The sequence below is a fragment of the Herbidospora galbida genome, from assembly GCF_005233835.1.
GTDB classification, from domain to species: domain Bacteria; phylum Actinomycetota; class Actinomycetes; order Streptosporangiales; family Streptosporangiaceae; genus Herbidospora; species Herbidospora galbida.
In genome coordinates this window covers 31,282-49,000 of sequence record NZ_SZQA01000025.1, presented here as the reverse complement: position 1 = coordinate 49,000, position 17,719 = coordinate 31,282, and the positions used below count along the sequence as shown (strand labels likewise).

General features: G+C 72.2%; 15 protein-coding genes. 11 read left to right on the top strand and 4 right to left on the bottom strand.

Translation table 11 applies throughout. The annotated features are described in order from the left end of the window. The first annotated feature begins 74 nt into the window (after nt 1–74). Nucleotides 75–2,084, top strand: a complete 2,010-nt coding sequence (locus FDA94_RS24290) for a beta-galactosidase (protein ID WP_137249384.1) — start codon at nt 75–77, stop codon at nt 2,082–2,084. Between the two features lie 22 nt (nt 2,085–2,106). Next, nucleotides 2,107–2,904 (top strand): ABC transporter ATP-binding protein, encoded by a 798-nt coding sequence (locus tag FDA94_RS24285; RefSeq protein ID WP_137249383.1) that lies wholly within the window; start codon nt 2,107–2,109, stop codon nt 2,902–2,904. Here the strand turns inward: FDA94_RS24285 and FDA94_RS24280 are convergent. Continuing rightward, nucleotides 2,886–5,306 (bottom strand): helix-turn-helix transcriptional regulator, encoded by a 2,421-nt coding sequence (locus tag FDA94_RS24280; RefSeq protein ID WP_170991096.1) that lies wholly within the window; start codon nt 5,304–5,306, stop codon nt 2,886–2,888. The genes FDA94_RS24285 and FDA94_RS24280 overlap by 19 nt on opposite strands. Nucleotides 5,307–5,349: 43 nt before the next feature. Beyond that, entirely contained in the window at nt 5,350–5,910 is a 561-nt protein-coding gene (locus FDA94_RS24275; RefSeq protein ID WP_137249381.1) for an RNA polymerase sigma factor, read from the bottom strand. A gap of 187 nt (nt 5,911–6,097) precedes the next feature. On the opposite strand from FDA94_RS24275, the gene FDA94_RS24270 reads away from it, so the two are divergent. From FDA94_RS24270 to FDA94_RS24245, 6 genes are all read left to right on the top strand, one after another. Then, nucleotides 6,098–7,324 (top strand): hypothetical protein, encoded by a 1,227-nt coding sequence (locus tag FDA94_RS24270; RefSeq protein ID WP_137249380.1) that lies wholly within the window; start codon nt 6,098–6,100, stop codon nt 7,322–7,324. Nucleotides 7,325–7,404: 80 nt separating this feature from the next. Next, a complete protein-coding gene (locus FDA94_RS24265) occupies nt 7,405–8,328 on the top strand; it encodes a pirin family protein (RefSeq protein WP_137249379.1) in 924 nt (307 codons plus the stop codon). Between the two features lie 19 nt (nt 8,329–8,347). Further along, nucleotides 8,348–10,057 carry an MOSC and FAD-binding oxidoreductase domain-containing protein gene (locus tag FDA94_RS24260; protein ID WP_137249378.1) on the top strand — a complete coding sequence of 570 codons (1,710 nt, stop codon included), beginning with the start codon at nt 8,348–8,350 and terminating at the stop codon, nt 10,055–10,057. Between the two features lie 212 nt (nt 10,058–10,269). Continuing rightward, nucleotides 10,270–11,457 (top strand): type III PLP-dependent enzyme, encoded by a 1,188-nt coding sequence (locus tag FDA94_RS24255; RefSeq protein ID WP_212735482.1) that lies wholly within the window; start codon nt 10,270–10,272, stop codon nt 11,455–11,457. Further along, complete coding sequence (gene speD / locus FDA94_RS24250) at nt 11,457–11,837, top strand: adenosylmethionine decarboxylase (RefSeq protein WP_062428271.1); 381 nt, start codon at nt 11,457–11,459, stop codon at nt 11,835–11,837. Before FDA94_RS24255 ends, speD begins: the two co-directional genes overlap by 1 nt. Beyond that, the gene (locus tag FDA94_RS24245; protein ID WP_212735481.1) at nt 11,834–12,691 is read left to right on the top strand and encodes a spermine/spermidine synthase domain-containing protein; all 858 of its coding nucleotides are present in this window, start codon (nt 11,834–11,836) and stop codon (nt 12,689–12,691) included. The genes speD and FDA94_RS24245 overlap by 4 nt, the downstream gene beginning before the upstream one ends. Before the next feature lie 9 nt (nt 12,692–12,700). Here the strand turns inward: FDA94_RS24245 and FDA94_RS39410 are convergent, their stop codons facing one another. Then, on the bottom strand, nt 12,701–12,853 hold the full coding sequence (locus FDA94_RS39410) for a hypothetical protein (RefSeq protein ID WP_170991095.1): 153 nt from the start codon (nt 12,851–12,853) through the stop codon (nt 12,701–12,703). Nucleotides 12,854–12,870: 17 nt separating this feature from the next. On the opposite strand from FDA94_RS39410, the gene FDA94_RS24240 reads away from it, so the two are divergent. Beyond that, nucleotides 12,871–13,497 (top strand): hypothetical protein, encoded by a 627-nt coding sequence (locus FDA94_RS24240; RefSeq protein WP_137249377.1) that lies wholly within the window; start codon nt 12,871–12,873, stop codon nt 13,495–13,497. 189 nt (nt 13,498–13,686) lie between these two features. Then, complete coding sequence (locus tag FDA94_RS24235; protein WP_137249376.1) at nt 13,687–14,937, top strand: BtrH N-terminal domain-containing protein; 1,251 nt, start codon at nt 13,687–13,689, stop codon at nt 14,935–14,937. A gap of 240 nt (nt 14,938–15,177) precedes the next feature. Here FDA94_RS24235 and FDA94_RS24230 read toward each other — a convergent pair whose 3' ends face one another. After that, nucleotides 15,178–16,200, bottom strand: a complete 1,023-nt coding sequence (locus FDA94_RS24230) for a LacI family DNA-binding transcriptional regulator (RefSeq protein WP_212735480.1) — start codon at nt 16,198–16,200, stop codon at nt 15,178–15,180. A gap of 162 nt (nt 16,201–16,362) precedes the next feature. Here FDA94_RS24230 and FDA94_RS24225 point away from each other — a divergent pair, with 162 nt between their 5' ends. Further along, on the top strand, nt 16,363–17,661 hold the full coding sequence (locus tag FDA94_RS24225) for an ABC transporter substrate-binding protein (protein ID WP_137249375.1): 1,299 nt from the start codon (nt 16,363–16,365) through the stop codon (nt 17,659–17,661). Nucleotides 17,662–17,719 lie beyond the last annotated feature (58 nt).

Below are 17,719 nucleotides of genomic sequence, written 5' to 3'. Positions count from 1 at the left end.
TGATCTGTGGGTGACTTTTTTCAAGATATAGACTATGTATTAGAGCAATCGGGTGTATCAGCGAAGGAGTGAGCGTGGCCATCGAGGTCCGCGACGGGGTTACCGTCATCGACGGCGAGCCGCAGGTGCTCGTAACGGCCGACTATCCCTACTACCGGGACGATCCCTCCGTGTGGCGTGACCGGCTCATCGCGATCCGGGACGTGCTGGGCATCCGCGTGATCACGTGCTACCTCCCGTGGCGGCACCACCAGCCGACCCCGGACGGGCCGCCTGACTTCTCGGGGGAGAGCCAGGGCAACCGTGACGTGGTGGGATTCCTGGCGCTCTGCCACGACCTCGGGATCCAGGTGGTCGCCAAACCCGGGCCGTTCATCCACGCCGAGACCAACTACGGCGGTCTGCCCGACTGGGTGTGCCCGAAGAACAACCCGGCGATCGAGGCCGTCCTCGACTCGGCCGGCGAGGCCTCGAACTGGCTCGGCGACCCGCTGCCCGCGCCGCTCGCGCCGCTGTTCGACGGCATGGTCACCCAGTGGCTCAACGCCACCGGAAAAGAGGTCATCGAGCCCGCGACCTGGCCGAACGGGCCGATCATCCTGATGCAGATCGCCAACGAGGGCATCTACACCAGCGGCGCGCTCCCGCTGAGCGCCTATGACTACAGCGCCTCGGCGCTGGCCTTCTACCGCGACCGGCTGAAGGAGTGGTACGGCACCGTCGAGGAGTATGACCGCCTCCACGGCACCGCGATCACCGACTGGTCGGACGTCGAGCCCCCGAGGGAGTGGACCGGGCCTGCGCGATCGGAGGAGTTGCAGTCCTACGCCGACTGGGGACGCTTCCACGCCGAGTACATGGCCGAGGTCTACCACCGCTGGAGCGCCGCCGTCGCCGCGCGCGTCCCGGTCGTGGTCAACCTCAACCCGCCCGCCGAGCACCACCACTCCTTCGACGACTGGCTGGCCCGCGTACGACCCGAGATCTGGGACGGCATCAACTACGGCTTCACCAACTGGATGGGCGTCGTGTCGGCCAACCGCGACTCCCACGCCCGCTACGTGACGGCCGCCAAGCGCGCCCCGGGCCCGAACCTGGAGGAGAACTGGGGCTTCTCCAAGCTCTACGACCCCGCCTACGCCGACGGCACCACCTCCTACCACCAGACGCTGCTCGCCCTGGCGGCCGGCGCGACCGGTTACAACGTCTACACCGGCGTCAACACCTCGGGCTGGACCGCCGACCTCGACGACGTGCACGAGTCGCCCTACCCCGACTGCGCCCCGATCGACGAGAACGGCGAGGCCACCCCGAAGGCCCACACCCTGAAGTCGATGTCCGACTTCCTGACGCTGCACGGCGCCGAGTTCCTGGAGTCCCGCCCCGAGCGGGCCGGCGCCTACGGCCTCTATCTTCCGTACGCCGGGATCGCCGCCTTCTCGCCCGAGGGCTCCGACGCCCCGCAGCTCGGCCGGTCGCTGCGCGCCTACCACGAGCGCTGCCGCGCCGAGGGCGTCGACTACGCGCTGGTCGAACTCCAGAGCGCCACCGTCGCCGACCTCGCCGCCCACGGGAGCGTGACCGTACCGGGCGGGCCGTTCATGCACCGCCACGTGCAGGCGCTGCTGGCCGCGCACCTCGCCGCCGGCGGCTCGGTCGTCGTCGACGGCCCGGCGCCGACCCTGGACGAGGAACTCCGTCCCTGTACGGTCCTCGCCGACGCCCTCCCCTCGGCCCCCGCCGTCGTGGCCTCCCGGGTCCGGATCACGCACGGCCACGCCGACGCCTACCTGCGCGTCCACCCCGACCGCGACGTCGCCTACCTGACCGTGCTGACCCAGAGCGACCACGAGGGGGCCGTCTGCGTCGAACTCGACGGCCGGCCGATCGAGCTGATCACCGCCAAGGGCGGCGCGGCGCTGCTGCGGCTGGTCGACGGCGAGCTCGACGACTTCCTGGTGAAGGGGATCAACACCTACCTCGACTCGGCGGTCCCCGCCGGGGTGAAGCACGGCGACCGCATCCACATCGCCGACCACCCCGCCGACCTCGACCGCGTGGGAGGTCGGTTCCGGGTGTCCTGAAACACCCTGACATGCTGTGCGGATGAACGATTCCGCGCTTGAACTCCACGGGGTGAGCGTCCGCGCCGTCGGCCGCGCGCTGGTCTCCGACGTGGACCTCACCGTCCGGAAGGGCGAGCACTGGGTGGTGCTCGGCCCCAACGGCGCCGGGAAGACCACGATGCTGTCGGTCGCCGCGACCGTCCGCCACCCCACCTCCGGCACCGCCCGCGTGCTGGGGAAGCAGCTCGGCAAGGTCGACCTGCGGGAGCTGCGCCGCCACATCGGCCTGGTGGCGGCCAGCCAGCGGCTCGTCGACGAGTCCCTGCTGGAGGAGGAGGGCGCGACCGCCAAGACGGTCGTCCTGACCGGCCACACCGGCACCAGCGCCCCCCTCTGGGAGCAGTACGGCCCGGCCGAGCACGCCAAGGCCGAGGGCCTGCTGGCCGACCTGGGCTGCAAGGACCTGGCCGACCGGCTCTTCGTCGTCTGCTCCCAGGGCGAGCGGGCCCGCGTCCGGGTGGCCCGCGCCCTCATGGCCGACCCCGAGATCCTGCTCCTCGACGAGCCGTTCGCCGGCCTCGACCTGCCCGCCCGCGAAGACCTGATCGAGGCCCTGGAGGAGCTCGCCGCCCGTCCCGGCCTGGCGACCGTGCTGGTCACCCACCACCTGGAGGAGGTCCCCGCGACCACCACCCACGCGCTGCTGATGCGCGACGCCCGGGTGCTGGCCGGCGGCCCGGTCGACGAGACGCTGACGGGCGAGCTGCTCTCGGAGTGCTTCGGCCGCCCGCTGCGGATCGACCGCCACGACGGCCGCTTCTACGCCCGCAGGGGCTGACCCCGCACGAGCCGCGCCACCAGAGCGGTCCGGGAGGACACCCCCAGCTTCGCGAACACGTTCGACAGGTGATATTCGACCGTTTTCACGCTGAGCATCAGCCGCCGGGCGATCTCCTTGTTGGTCAGCCCCGCCACCACCAGCCCGGCGACCGTGCTCTCCTGGGCCGTCAGCGCGTCGTTCGACCGCCCGCAGGCGGCCAGCTCCTGCTTGGACCGTTCCAGGAACGGCGCGGCCCCGAGCGCCCGGAACCCGTCGCAGGCGGCCCGCAGCCGGGTGGCCGCGTCCGTACGCCGCCCCGACCTGCGCAGGAACGAGCCGTAGGCGAACTCGGCCCGCGCCCACTCGAACGGATCGGGCGAGCGCACCGCCTCCTCGAACAGCCGGACCGCCGCCGCGCCCTCCCCGCGCGCGGCCGCCGTCCCCGCCCGGACCCGTGGCCCGCCGACCCAGACGTCGTCCACCGGCAGCAGGCCCGGAGGAATCGCCCGCCCGGCGTCGGGCGACGTCTCCGGCGCCGCGGGGCCCTCGGACCCGCTTTCGACCTGGTCGGCGAACGCCGCCGCCGACGCGAGGAACGTCCACGCCAGACCGCTCGCCGGGGTGCCGACGTTCCCCCACCTCGTGAGCAGGGCGCGGGCGGTGGTGATGGCCCCCCTGGCCGCGTGGACCATGGCCTGGGCCGCCGCCGTGTAGGGCGCCGTCCAGGTGCCCATGGTGCGGGAGAGCACCTCGTCCCAGGCTCCCGTGCGCACCTCCGCGAGAGCCCGCAACGCCTCGGCCACCTCTCCCGGGACACCCGTCAGGTCGGCCAGGGCCCCGGCCGCGTCGCCCGTCCAGAGCCGGACCGCCGCGCGGCCGGTCAGCAGGTCGAGTTCCCCGAAGGAGGCCACCGCGGGATCCGGCAGGCGAAGGTCCAGAACCTTGTCCAGGCGACCGGCGGCGAACTGGGACACCATCTGGACGAACCCCGCCCCGGGTCCGGATGCCCGGAACGCCCACCGGTGTCCGTCCGAGAGCAGGCCCTCCGCCAAGGAGAGGCGGGCCAGTGCGGTCGCCACCGCGCCTTCGAAGGCCGGTTCCCGGTCGCGCCAGGCGAGTTCGAGCAGGCGCCGGGCCCGTGCGCCGTCCCCGCACGCCTCCTCGACGATCCCCGCCGCGAACGCCCGCGCGCCCGGATGGGCGTTGGGCTCCCGCGCCGATTCGGCGGCCCGCGACAGCTGGCCGTCGAGGACCAGCGCGTGCACCGCCTCCGCGCGCAGCACCCCGCGCTCGCGGGCCGAGGCCGTCAGCCGGGCGGCACGCTCCAGGTGGTCGGCCGCCACGTCCCAGTTCCCGGACGCCCCCTGCTCCCGTGCGAAAGCGGCCACCTCCCCGGCGAACGCGTCGTCGGCCCGCGAGACGGCGCTGATCCGGTGCCGCAGCCGGTCGACCGGGTCGGGGCAGATCGCGGCGGCGTCCAGATGCAGCCGGGCCCGCTCGCACGGCCGCAGCCCCTCGTAGACCGCCGCCCCGGTCAGCGGATCGGGGAACCCCACCAGGAGCTCCCCGCCGACCCGGTGGACCAGCAGCCCGGCCGTCACCGCCTCGTCGAGCAGCAGGATCGCGTCGGGGGTGCCCGCGAGCCGTTCGGCCTGCCAGAGCGGGCACTCCCCGCCGAGCACGCTCGCGGCCCGGACCAGCGCGCGGGTCTTCTCGTCGAGCCGTCCCAGCCGGTCCTGCACGTCCATCGCATGCCCCCGAGGCGCGGGCAGCCGCCCCATGGGGTCGGCCAGCACGTCGGGAGGCGTCTGCCGGAGCAGCGCCTCGGCGTGCAGCGGGAGACCGCCGGTGTGCGCCCGCAACCGGGCCAGCGCCGCGGCCCCGATCGGCTCCGGGCACACCAGCGCCGCGAGTTCCCCCAGTTCGGCCACGCTCAGCCCGGTCAGTGACAGCCGGGTCGCGTCCCGGAACAGCCGCCGCAGCCCGTCGGGCGGTTCGTCGCGGGTGACCACGACGACCAGCGCGGTCCCCGTGTGCAGGCGGCGCAGCGCGAACGCCAGCGCCCGCACCGAGGGGAGGTCGGCCCACTGCGCGTCGTCGGCCACCAGGGCCACGGGCTCCTGCGACGCGGTGAGCAGGCCCAGCAGGCGGGCGCCGACATCGGTCGGGTCGCCGGCGGCGTCGTCGTGGAGCCACTGCTGGGCGAAGCCGTAATCAAAGGAGCTTTCGAGGGGATCGCCGCTCGCGGCGAGCACCCGGAAACCGTCGAGCGCGCTCCGCACCAGTGCGGTCTTGCCCACGCCCGGCGGGCCGTCGACCAGGACCAGCGCCGGGCGGCCCGAACGGGCCCCGGCGGCGCACGCGTGGAGGGCGGCCCGTTCGCGGTCACGTCCGACGAAGGCGGCCCTCAGATCAGACACGATTGTCACGGAAGGTAGGAGCGTGACCGGCCGGTCCTGATACCTAGTCGGGGCCACCGAGTTTCGCGCGCAGCGTCTTCAGGCAGCGGGCACGGGTCGGCCCGATGCTGCCGACCGGCATGTCGAGGGTGGCCGCGATCTCCAGATAGCTGGGCGGCGGGGTGGCCGACAGGATCCTCAGAAGATCACGGCAGCGCTGCCCGAGCTGCTCGAACGCCGCCAGCAGCCGGGTCGCCCGCGCGGCGTCGAGCATCGCCTGCTCGGCGTCGAGGAGGACCTGCTCGGGGGTGCGGTCGGGCGAGCGGACGTCGGCGAGGAAGTCGTCTCCGGCCGGGGTCACCCGGCCCGCCGCCTTGGCCAGCCGCAGCGCCTCGCGCCGGGCGGTCGTGGCCAGCCAGCCGCCGACCTTGTCGGGCTGCTCGATCCGGTCGAGCCGCTCGGCCAGGCGTAACCAGGCCTCCTGTACGACGTCCCGCCGGTCGTCGTCGCCCAGCCCGAACCCGGCGGTCACCGCCCACAACAGCCCGGTGAACCGGGCCACGAGAGCGTTCCAGGCCGCCTCGTCTCCACCGGCGGCCCCTTTGACGAGGTCGGCGACGTCCATGGTGTCCTCCTCCGCCGAGGGCCATCTAACAACGATTCGGGCCGGTTCGGTACCCGATAAGCCTCCCCGCCACAGGAGGCTGGAATCACCGATTTCCCCGCTGTCACAGGGGTTTCGCGCGCGTGGCACGCGACATTCTGGAATGATCGCGTCGTTATACCGTCGGACGTCGAGATTGATGGTTCGTATGCCTGAATTCGAAGAGATTTCCGCCTGGGTCTCCGCGAACCCGGTCGGCGCGGCGATCATCGCCGTCTTCGCCCTGGTGGCGCTCGTCATCCTGCTCTATGTCCTGCGCGCCGTCTGGCGCGGAGCCGGCCGCGTCTTCACCAAGTACATCGCCCCGCGGCCCACCGAAGACATCCTGACCATCGTCGCCGCGAGCATCGCGACCGGTGTGTCGGCCCAGGGCATGTGGCAGTTCGCCGGAGACGTCCTCGGGTTCGACGGCCCGCTGCGGCTGCTGCTCTTCGCGTTCATCGAGGTCGCCGTCATCACGAGCGCCGTGCGGGCCCGCCGCAACATGCGCGAGAACTACGCCGCCGGCATCGACGGCCTGGCCGTCTGGGTGCTCACCGGCCTGTCGGCCGTGCTGTCGGCGATGGACGCCGCCAGCGTCGCCGAGGCGATCTTCCGCCTGGCCGCCCCGCTGGTCGCCGCCTGGCTCTGGGAGCGCGGCATGGCCATCGAGCGGGTCCGCCTCACCGGCCGTCACCGCATCCACTGGCGGCTCACCCCCGAGCGCGCGATGGTCCGCCTCGGCCTGGCCGAGTCGAGCGACCGCACCGCCAGCGACGTCGACGCCCACCGCCGCCTGACCCGGGTGGCCCTGGCCGCCAAGCGCGCCCGCCACCTGCGCGAGACCGGCGCCTCCGAGCGCCGCATGCGCGCCGCGCTGGCCCGCCTCGACCGCGCCATGGACCAGGCCGTCGAGCACACCGGCCTGGCCAACGACGCCGAGCGCCAGGAGGCGCTGCTGTCGCAGATCGGCGCGCTGTTCAACACCAGCGCTCTGCTCGACCTGCACCCGCCGGTGCCGTGGGAGCCCGAGCCCCCGCAGCCGAGCATCGCGGTGCGCGCGCTGATGGCCCCGGCCGACGAGGAAGACGAGCAGCGCCAGCCCGCCGCCTCCCCGGTCGACATCATGCAGCGCTCGTCGTGGATCAAGGCCGCCCGCGCGTACTGGGACCAGGCCATCGAGGAGCGCTTCGTGCCCCGCGCGGTCGACATCGCCCGCGAGACCGGCGTCCCGATCGACATGGCCAAGGAGTTCCGCTCCCTCTGGAAGCTCGAGGCCAAGGCCCACGCGCTGATCGAGGCGGCCTACCTGGAGCACGGCATCGTCGACACCGGCCAGTTCCCGGCCATCCCGGCCGAGCGCGTCCTGTCGGTGAACGGCGCCCACGCCGGCTGATCACCTTTCCCGATGGCCCCGCTCGTCGCGAGCGGGGCCTTCGTCTTCTTCCGTACGGGTGTCGGCGTAGATTCCGGTACATGAGCAACCTCGAAAGCGACCCCCGGGAGGCCGTCTGCGGCGGCGAGGGCGCGGGCGAACCGGAGCTGCTGCCCGGCCGCGACGTCGTGCTGGGCGGGACACGCGGGATGAAGGTGACCCGCACGCTGCCCACCGCCGGGCGGCGGATGGTCGGGGCGTGGTGTTTCGCCGACGCCTACGGTCCCGAACCGGCCGCGATGACGGTGCCGCCCCACCCCCACACGGGGTTGCAGACGGTCAGCTGGCTCGTCGAGGGCGAGGTGCTGCACCGCGACACGCTCGGCAGCGAGCAGGTGATCAAGCCGGGCCAGCTCAACCTGATGACCGCCGGACGGGGCATCGCCCACTCCGAGGAGTCCGAGTACGGGCGGCTGCACGGCGCGCAGCTGTGGGTCGCGCTGCCCGAGAGCGCCCGGCACACCGCTCCCGCCTTCGAGCACCACCCCGACCTGCCCGAGCTGACCGAGCCCGGCTGCTCGGTGACCGTGCTCCTGGGGGAGCTGGCCGGGCTCACCTCGCCCGCCACCGCGCACACGCCCATCGCAGGCGCCGAGATCGTGGTGTCCGCGCCGTCGCGGCTGCCGCTCAAGCCCGCCTGGGAGTACGCGGCGCTCGTGCTGTCGGGGACCGCCGAGGTCGCCGGGACGACGCTGGAGCCGGGTCCGCTGCTCTACCTGGGCGCGGGCCGCTCGTCGGTGGATCTCGGCGGGGACGCCCGCCTGCTGCTGCTCGGTGGCGAGCCCTTCGAGGAGCGGATCGTCATGTGGTGGAACTTCGTCGGACGCTCCCACGACGAGATCGTCGAGTTCCGGCGCGCCTGGGGGGAGGGCGCCCTCGGCCCGGTGCCCGGCTACGACGGCGACCCCCTGCGCGCCCCCGAGCTGCCCTCTCTGCGGCTGAAGCCGCGAGGGCGTGTGCGCTGAGCTGGGTAGGTCCACCCATATGGGGGAGATTGTCGGAAAGCTGCTGTCGGTGAACGTGGGCCTGCCCAAGGACGTGCCCTGGGAGGGACGCACCGTCCACACGGGCATCTGGAAGAGCAGCGTCCGGGGGCCGCGGCGGGTGCGGCGGCTCAACGTCGACGGCGACGGGCAGGGTGACCTCGCGGGGCACGGCGGCGAGCAGCGCGCCGTGCTGGTCTACCAGATCGACTCCTACGCCTACTGGAGCCGTCACTTCGGGCGCGACGACTTCGTCCACGGCCAGTTCGGCGAGAACTTCACCGTCGACGGGCTGCCCGACGACGAGGTGAACATCGGCGACCGCTACCGGATCGGCACGGCCGTCTTCGAGGTCACCCAGCCCCGGGTCACCTGTTTCCGGGTGGGGATGCGGATGGGCGTGCCCGAGATGGCCTCGCTGCTCGTCGGGCACCGGCGGCCCGGGTTCTACCTCCGGGTGATCACCGAGGGCGTCGTGGAGGCCGGAGACGACATCGAGCGGCTGTCGGTCGGCGCGGGGGAGGTCTCGGTCACCGAGGCCGACGGGCTGCTCTACCTCCCCGGCCGGCGCGACCCCGCGCGGCTGCGGGCGGCGCTGGACAATCCGGCGCTGAGCCCCGGCTGGCAGGGCTCGTTCCGCGACCTGCTCGCCGCCCGGACCGTCGCGCAGCCGGCCTGGCCGGGGTTCCGGCCGCTGGCCGTCACGCGGGTGCGCCGGGAGACCGAGGACACCGTCTCCTTCTATCTCGCGCCCGCCGACGGCTCGGCCCTGCCCGTGGCCCTGCCGGGCCAGTACCTGACGGTACGGGTGCCCGACGGGTCGGTCCGCAGCTACTCGCTGTCACTTGGATCGTCCGGCTATCGGATCACGGTCAAGCACGAGCCCGGCGGCGAGGTCAGTGGATACCTGCACTCCCGGGTCGCCGAGGGCGACTCGCTGGAGGTGGCCGCGCCCCGGGGCGAGTTCACCATGGCCGACGGCTCGTCGCCGGTCGCGTTGATCTCGGCCGGGATCGGCATCACCCCCGTGCTGGCGATGCTCCACGCGCTGGCCGAGACGGGCGCCGAACGGGGCGTCTGGTGGCTGCACGTTACACGTACTGTCAGGACGCAGGTGTTCGCCGACGAGGTACGCGCGCTGCTCGACCGCATCCCCGGCGCCCATCAGAAGGTGTTCCTCACCGCCCAGAAAGCCGGCGAACCGCTGCCGCCGCACGCCGAGATCGGCCGCCCGACCGCCGCCGGCCTGGCTGAACTCGGGCTCCCGGCCGACACCGACGCCTATATATGCGGACCCACCGGTTTCATGAGCGCCATGTCCGACGCGCTGGCCGGCGCCGGGCTCCCGGCCGGCCGGGTGCACACCGAACTGTTCGGGACGCTGGCGGCTGTCAACCCCGGTGTGGTGGGGGCCAGGCACGTCCGGCCGCACCCGCCGGCGTCGCAGGGGACCGGGCCGGAGGTCACCTTCGCGCGCAGCGGGCTGACCGTGCGGTGGGGCGAGGAGTACGGCAGTCTCCTCGAACTCGCCGAGGCGTGCGACGTGCCGGTGCGGTGGTCGTGCCGGACGGGGGTGTGCCACACGTGCGTGACCGGGCTGCTGGCCGGTGACGTCCGCTACCGGACCGAACCGCTGGAGCCGCCGGCGGTGGGCGACGTCCTCATCTGCTGCTCGGTGCCGGTGCGGGAGAGCCTCGTCCTGGATCTCTAGTTACGTGCTGAGAGCAACGTGCCACGATTGGTGAAATTTCGGCATTTGGGAGGACGGGAATCTTCTCTTCTGCCCTTCCCGTCACACAGTTAAAACCCGTGGGCTCTATCAATTGGCTAAGTAAGGTCCGTGTCACCTTCAGGTTATGGTCATCAGGGTTCCTCTGTGACTACTTTCGGTGGGCGATATACCACGGAAAGTAAGGGGGAGCCGTGCCAGACCTGACTCTCACTCGACGTGTCGAGGGCGCGATGGAGGGGGCCGCAGTGCGGTTGCGCGCCTTCGCCGACCGTCACGAGACGCCCAGTCCCTGCCTGCTCATCGATCTGCCGACCCTCGAGTCGACCTACCGGACCATGAGCCACGCGTTCATCGGCGCCGAGATCCTCTACGCGGTCAAGGCCAACGCCGCACCCGGGGTCATCACCACGCTCGCCCGGTTAGGCGCCGGCTTCGACGTCGCCAGCCTCGCCGAGATCGAGCTCTGCCTGGCGCGCGGGGTGCCCGCGTCCCGGCTGTCGTTCAGCAACCCGGTGAAGAAGCGCTCCGACGTGGCCGCCGCCTACGAGCGCGGAGTGCGCACCTTCGCCTTCGACAACCCCGGCGACCTGCGCAACATCATCGTCGAGGCGCCCGGGTCGAAGGTCTTCTGTCGCATCCAGGTGACCCCGCCGGCCGCCGCGATGCCGTTCGGGGCCAAGTTCGGCTGCCCCGAGGAGGCGGCACCAGAGATGCTCGCGGAAGCCGCCGACCGCGGTCTGCGGCCCCAGGGTGTCACGTTCCACGTCGGCTCGCAGCAGCGCAACCTGGCGGCCTGGGACGCCGGCATCGCCGCCGCCGCGAAGATCGCCCAGATGCTCGAACCCGAGGGCGTGCGGCTGCCGGTCATCGACATCGGCGGCGGGTTCCCGATCTCCTACCGCGAGCGGTCGGCCACCCCCGACGAGTTCGCCCGCGCGATCGACCTGTCGCTCGCCCGCCACTTCGAACCCCGCGACCGTCCGCGACTGGTCATCGAGCCGGGCCGATCCCTCGTCGGCCCGTCTGGCATGATCCGCGCCGAGGTCGTGGCGGTCCGCGGCGGCGTCCCCGCCGACCCGCGCCGCTGGGTGTTCCTCGACGTCGGCCGCTACAACGGCCTGGTCGAGACCGAGAACGACACCATCGCCTACCGCATCCACGCCCCCGCCGGGTTCGGCCCCGAAGGGCCCGTCGTGCTGGCCGGGCCGACCAGCGACGGCGACGACGTGCTCTACAAGCACACCGACTACGCCATGCCGCTCTCGCTCGCCCCCGGCGACCCCATCGAGGTCATGGACGCCGGGGCGTACACCTCCAGCTACTCCTGCGCGGCGGTCAACGGCCTGCCCGCGCTGCCGACCTTCTGCGTGCCGGGCTGATGACCGCGCAGATCGGCCGGTTCAGCGGCATCCACGTCATCGTCGAGTTCGAGGACGCCGACCCGGCGCTCCTCGACGACGAATCACTCCTGCGCACCCTGCTGCCCAGGGCCATGAAGGAGGCCGGGGCGACCGTCATGGAGGTCGTCTCCCACCGGTTCGTCCCCCAGGGGGTCACCGTCCTGACCCTGCTGGCCGAGTCGCACGCCTCGCTGCACACCTACCCCCAGCACCGCGCCGCGTTCGTCGACGTCTTCACCTGCGGCGACCGCGCCGACCCCCGCAAGGCCGTGAGCGTGCTCGCCGCGGAGCTGACACCGGGCCGGGTGACGACGAGGATCATCGGCAGAGGCGGTCAGCGAGTGGAGGCGACACTTTGATCGAACACGACGGTCACCTGTGGATCGACGAGCCGACGACCCGCGGCATGCGCCGCCTGTGGCGGGTCGACGCCGTGCTCCACGAGGAGACGACCCCGTTCCAAGACGTCCTGGTCGCCGTCACAGAGCAGGGCGCGAGCCTGTTCTGCGGCGGCGAGCGCCAGTCGACCGAGTTCAGCCAGCTCGTCTACCACGAGGCCCTGGTCATCCCCCCGGCGCTGCTCGCCGACCGGCTCGACCGCTGCCTGGTCATCGGGTCGAGCGAGGGGGTGGCCTGCCAGATCCTGGTCGCGGCGGGCGCCCAGGCCGTCGACCACGTCGACATCGACCGGCGGGCGGTCCGGATCTGCGCCGACCACCTGCCCTACGGCTACACCGTCACCGAGCTCACCGCCGCCGAGCGGGGCGCCGGCCCGATCAGGATGCGCTACGAAGACGGCTACGCCTTCCTCGAGTCGGCCGCCGGCTACGACGTCATCGTGGTCGACCTGCCCGACGAGAGCCCCGAGGGCGACGCGCAGCACGACCGCCTCTACGGAACGGCGTTCCTGGAGATGTGCCGCAAGGCATTGGCACCTGGGGGAGTGGTGTCAACGCAGGCCGGGTGCATGACGATGTGGCGCAACGACACGCTGCGCCGCTCCTGGGACCGTTTCACCCGGGCGTTCCCGTCGGTCGTCTACTACGGCTCCGACGAGCACGAGTGGGCGTTCGTCAGCGCCCGCGCCGACGACCTGGCCGACCCGGTGGGCTTCATGCGCGAACGGCTGGCCCGCCTGCCCTACCGCCCCGTCTCGATCGACGACGCGGCGCTGACCGGCAACACCGTGCCGCCCCGATCGGTGCGGAACTAGCAGAGCGCCCTACGAGGAGATCTCGGCCGTCCGTTCGCGGAGCCGGTCGCGGATCTCCTCGGGGGTGTAGGCCCGGCGGCGGCGCTCGGCGCGCACCGCGATGACTCCGCTCGCCGCGACCCCGGCGAAGGCGGCCAGGCCCAGGATTTTCCACCAGCGCATGTGCTTAGGTTACCGATATGAGCGGCATCACCCTCGACGAAGCGCTGACCCAGACCCGTACCGGAGACGTGTGGGTCTTCCGCGGCCGGTCCGTGCCCGACCGGGCGATCCAGATGACGACCAACAGCCCGGTGAACCACGTCGGCATGTCGGTCGTGATCGAGGACCTGCCGCCGCTGATGTGGCACGCCGAGCTCGGCAAGTCCCTGGTCGACATGTGGACGGGCACCCGCCAGCGCGGCGTGCAGCTCCACGACCTGCGCGAGGCCGTGGTGACGTGGTCGAACCGCTACGGCCAGCGCGGCTGGCTGCGCCAGCTCCAGCCCGACGTGACGCGCGAGATGGAAGACGGCGTCCTGAAGACCATCGCCCGCCTCGACGGCACCCCCTTCCCGTCCACGGCACGGCTGGCCGGGCGGTGGCTGAAGGGCCGCCTGCCCTCGCGGCGCGCGCGCGACATGGCCCTGGAGTCGGCCTACTGCGCCGAGGTGGTGGCGGTGACCTACGAGGCGATGGGCCTGCTGACCAACCGCAAGGCGGCCAACTGGTACGACCCGGGGCGCTTCTGGAGCGGCGACCGGCTCGACCTGGCCGCCGGATACCGGCTGGGCGACGAGATCGCGGTCGACATCCCGAAGGTGTAGGTTCGGCGGTGGCGGGCTCCACCGCCCAACCTCCTTCAGCGGGTCTCCACGCGGCCCGTCGCACGCGGAGGCAAAGGGGACCTCATCGCCTCTGGAGCGCGGCTGGTCCGACACGGCGACAACCGATGCGGCCGAACCGAACACCGCGGGCGTGGACCGGGCGTTCGCGTGTGCCGCGATGGAGTCGTCATGACCGGCAAGAAGCAGCTGAAGGCGCGCATCCGGGCGCGCATGGCCAAGACGGGCGAGAGCTACACCACCGCCCGCATGCACGTCGCGGGCGCGGCGGGGCCGCAGACGAACCACGGCTGGACCCTCCACGGCGGCCGTCACTCCGCCTCGGCGGCGGTGGCCAACGTCCTGCGCAACGGCGGGTTCCCCGTCAGCGAGCCGCTCGTCTACCTCGCCGGAGGAGGGCTCGGCGCGGGCTACATCCTCTGGGAGTTCAAGCGCGACCAGTCGGCCACCGTCGTGCTGGGGTTCCGCAACCGCTGGCAGTATCCGCAGAAGTGGATGGACACCACGCTGACCCGGCTCGGGGTGCCGTTCGACGTCCACACCACCGGCGGGGCCAAGGGCGCGTCGGCGCGGCTGTCGGCCGAGCTCGCGGCGGGGCGGGCGTGCGTGGTGCTGCCCGATCTCTACCACATCGGCTACTGGCACGCCCCGGCCGTCCTCGACGGCCACGGCGGGCATCCGGTCGTGGTCTACCGGGAGGACGGCGACGGGGTCTGGGTCGACGACCGCAACCTCGCGCCGCTGCGCGTCGACCGGGCCCGGCTCGACGCGGCCCGGGGGCGGGTGGGGTCGTACAAGAACATGCTGCACGCCCTCACGCCCGGCCCGCTCCGGCTGGAGGAGGCGGTGCTGGAAGGGCTCCGCGACTGCGCCGAGCACCTCAGCGGGTCGTCCGACTCGTTCTCGCTGCCGGCCTGGCGCAAGTGGAGCCGGACCGTCGTCGACGGGTCGGCGGCCAAGGGCTGGCCGAAGGTGTTCGCCGATGGGCGCGGGCTGGCCGGCGCGATGCTGTCGATCTGGGAGGCCGTCGAGCCGGTCGGCACCGACGGCGGCAACCACCGCGACCTGTTCGCCGACGGCCTCGACGAGGCGGCCGACCTGCTCGGCCTGCCGCTGCGCGACCTCGCGGCCGAGTTCCGGCGCATCCACGGCCTGTGGCACGACTTCGCCGAGACGGCGCTGCCGGAGACGGAGAACCGGCGGCTGCGCGAACTCACCGCGGCCGTCCGGGCCGCCGTGGCCGAGGGTTCCGCCGGAGCGGCCGACGCGGAGTCGGCGGCGGCGGAACTGTGGGCGCTGAAGGCGGAGGCGACGCCGCCGGAGCCCGGATTCTTCCCGGCGCTGGGTGAGCGACTGGCGACCATCCACCGCGCGGAGACCGCCGCCGTCGCGGCGCTGCGTGCGGCACTTCCGGCGCAGTAGGGAAGGTGTGCCGGGCCCGCCATGGTGGGCCCGGCAGTCGGGGGACCGGCGCGGCTCATCTCATCGGCAGGAGTTCCGATCGAACACGATGAACGTCCTGGTTTTCCGGCAGCCCGGTGGGTCCGACGATTCCCAGTACCCTCCGCCCGCCGACGCTTCCTCGCCGCGTGCCCGGCGCCGACGGCACCACCCACGAGCTGGTCTTTGTCGTGCTCGCCTGTGCGGTCGTGGCCTGGCGGGTCAGGGCCGCTTCGGCGTCGTCTCGCCCGAGCCCCGGGCCCGCAGCGTCACCGGGACGGTGACCTTACGCACCGGGGTCGCCGGTTCGGCGATGCGGGTGCGGAGCATCGTGATGGCCGTGTCTCCGATGGCCGCGTCGTCTTGGGCGACCACGGTCAGGTCGGGGCGCAGCAGCGTCGCGAGCTCCGAGTCGTCGAAGCCGACGATCGCCACGTCGTCGGCGTGGTCGCGGAACCAGCGGACCGTCTCGACGCTGAGCGTCGCGTTCCCGGTGATGACGGCGGTCGCGGGGGAGGGGCCCGACAGCGCGCTCTCCAGGGCCCGGTGGATGCGTTCACGCTGTATCGGGCCGGTGTGGATCATGGCGTCGGCGGCGCCGCCCTGGGCGCGCAGGCAGGCGCGGAAGGCGGTGGCGCGTTCCTGGGCGGTGTAGATCCGCTCGTCGTCGCCGATGTAGGCGATCCGGCGGTGACCGTGGGCGACCAGGTGGGCGAAGGCGGTCTCGATGCCCGCGACGTTGTCGGACAGGACGCAGTCGACCTCCAGCCCGAGCACCGGGCGGTCGACCGCGACGAGCGACAGGCCGGCCGCCAGCTCGGGGACCAGGTAGCCGTGGTCGGCGCCGATGGGTTCGAGCAGGATGCCGTCGAAGCGGCGGCGGCACATCGACTCGACGACGTGGCGTTCGATCTTCTCGTCGTCTTCGGTGGAGGCGGCGAGGACCATGAGGCCGGCGGCGCGGGCGGCGCGTTCGACCGCGCGCAGCACCGGGTTCACGTGGGACAGCTGCCGGACGGCCGCCCCGAGGGTGCCGGTCACGCCCAGGCGCAGGTGGCGGGCCCGTTCGTCGGGGCGGTAGTCGAGGGCCGCGATGGCGCTCCTGACCCGTTCGACCAGTTCGGCCCCGACGGTCGCGTCGTCGTTGACGACCCGGCTGACCGTCCGCAGCGCCACGCCCGCCTCGCGGGCGACGTCGACCATCGTCGGCCTGCGGCCCTTCCGCGCCCTCGGCTTCTCCTGCATCCGCCTATCATCCGCATGATCGCCCGTTGACGCCATTCGGCCCGTGACCAATTCGTTGCCCGCCTCGCTCTTGAAACCTCCGCGCAACACTCTACGGTATCGGGATAACGTTATCTCAATCGGCTTCGGGGAGCCGGATCGGCAACGAGGAGGGCTGTGCTGATGCGCAGAACTTTGATATTCGGCCTGGCCGCGGTGCTGGCGGCGGCCGGTTGTGGCGTGGGCGAGACCCCCCAGGCGGAGGGTGGCGCGAGCGCGTCGGCCGGCGGCAAGGTGGAGCTGAGCTTCCTGGTCTTCGAGACGCCCAACCTGAACGCGGCCTTCTGGGACGCCGCCATCGCGCGGGCGTCGGCGAAGGTCCCCGAGGTGACCATCAAGAAGCTCGTGACGCCCAACATCGACCGCACGGCGTACGCCAAGCAGCTGGACGCCGCGGGCAACCTGCCCGACATCCTGCAGTCGGTCAACCCCGCCGGGTTCGCCCAGGCGGGGAAGCTGGCGCCGTTCACGGATGAGGAGCTCAAGAACTTCATCGCGCCGAAGGCGGGGGCCATCGGGGGCAAGGTCTACCAGCTCCCGTACAACACGCAGGTCATCCCGGTTGTCTACTACAACAAGGACATGTTCGCCAAAGCGGGCATCACCGCGACACCGACGACGTACCAGGAGCTTCTGGACATCTCCAAGAAGCTGAAGGACGGCGGCACCACCCCGTTCATCGTGGGCGGCGGCGGCGCCGACACGTGGGCGGACATGTACCCGCTGACCGGCACGGTCGCCACCGACGTCTACAAGACAACGCCCGACTGGCTGCTCCAGCGGGCCCAGGGCAAGGTCAAGTTCACCGACCCCGACTTCGTGGCCGCCGCCAAGAAGATCGAGGACCTCGCCAAGAACGAGTACATCGACCCGGCCGGCCTGAGCAGGTCGTACGCCGACACCGAGCAGGCCTTCCGCGACGGCAAGGGCGCCATGTACCCCATGGGCTCCTGGTTCGCCACCTCGGCCGACGCCAACAAGCCGTCGTTCGAGGTCGGCGCCTTCCCGTGGCCGACCGACGACGGCTCCCCGGTCACCCCGACCTTCACCGGCGGCGGCACCCTCGTGAGCGCGACCGCCAAGAACGTCGAGCTGGCCAAGAAGTGGGCCCTGGCCTTCGACGAGGACAAGGAGAACAACGACGCGTTCGTGAAGGCCGACGGCTCGATCCCGGCGATCAAGGGCTACACCCCGCCCGCCGACATGGGCCCGGTCTACAACGCGACCGTCGAGATCTACCAGAAGGGCATGCAGGAGGGCTCGATCTTCGACGCCTTCTCGCAGGAGGCCGGCGACGGCGCGCTGCCCCCGGGCCTGGCCGACAAGGCCGCCCTCGGCGTCCAGGACCTGATCACCGGCAAGAAGAACGCCCAGCAGTTCGCCGAGTTCCTCGACGACGAGTACGCCAAGGCGACCCAGTAACCCCCATGCTCCAGACCAGGCTCAGCGGGGCGCGCGGACGCGCGCCCCGCGCCCAGAC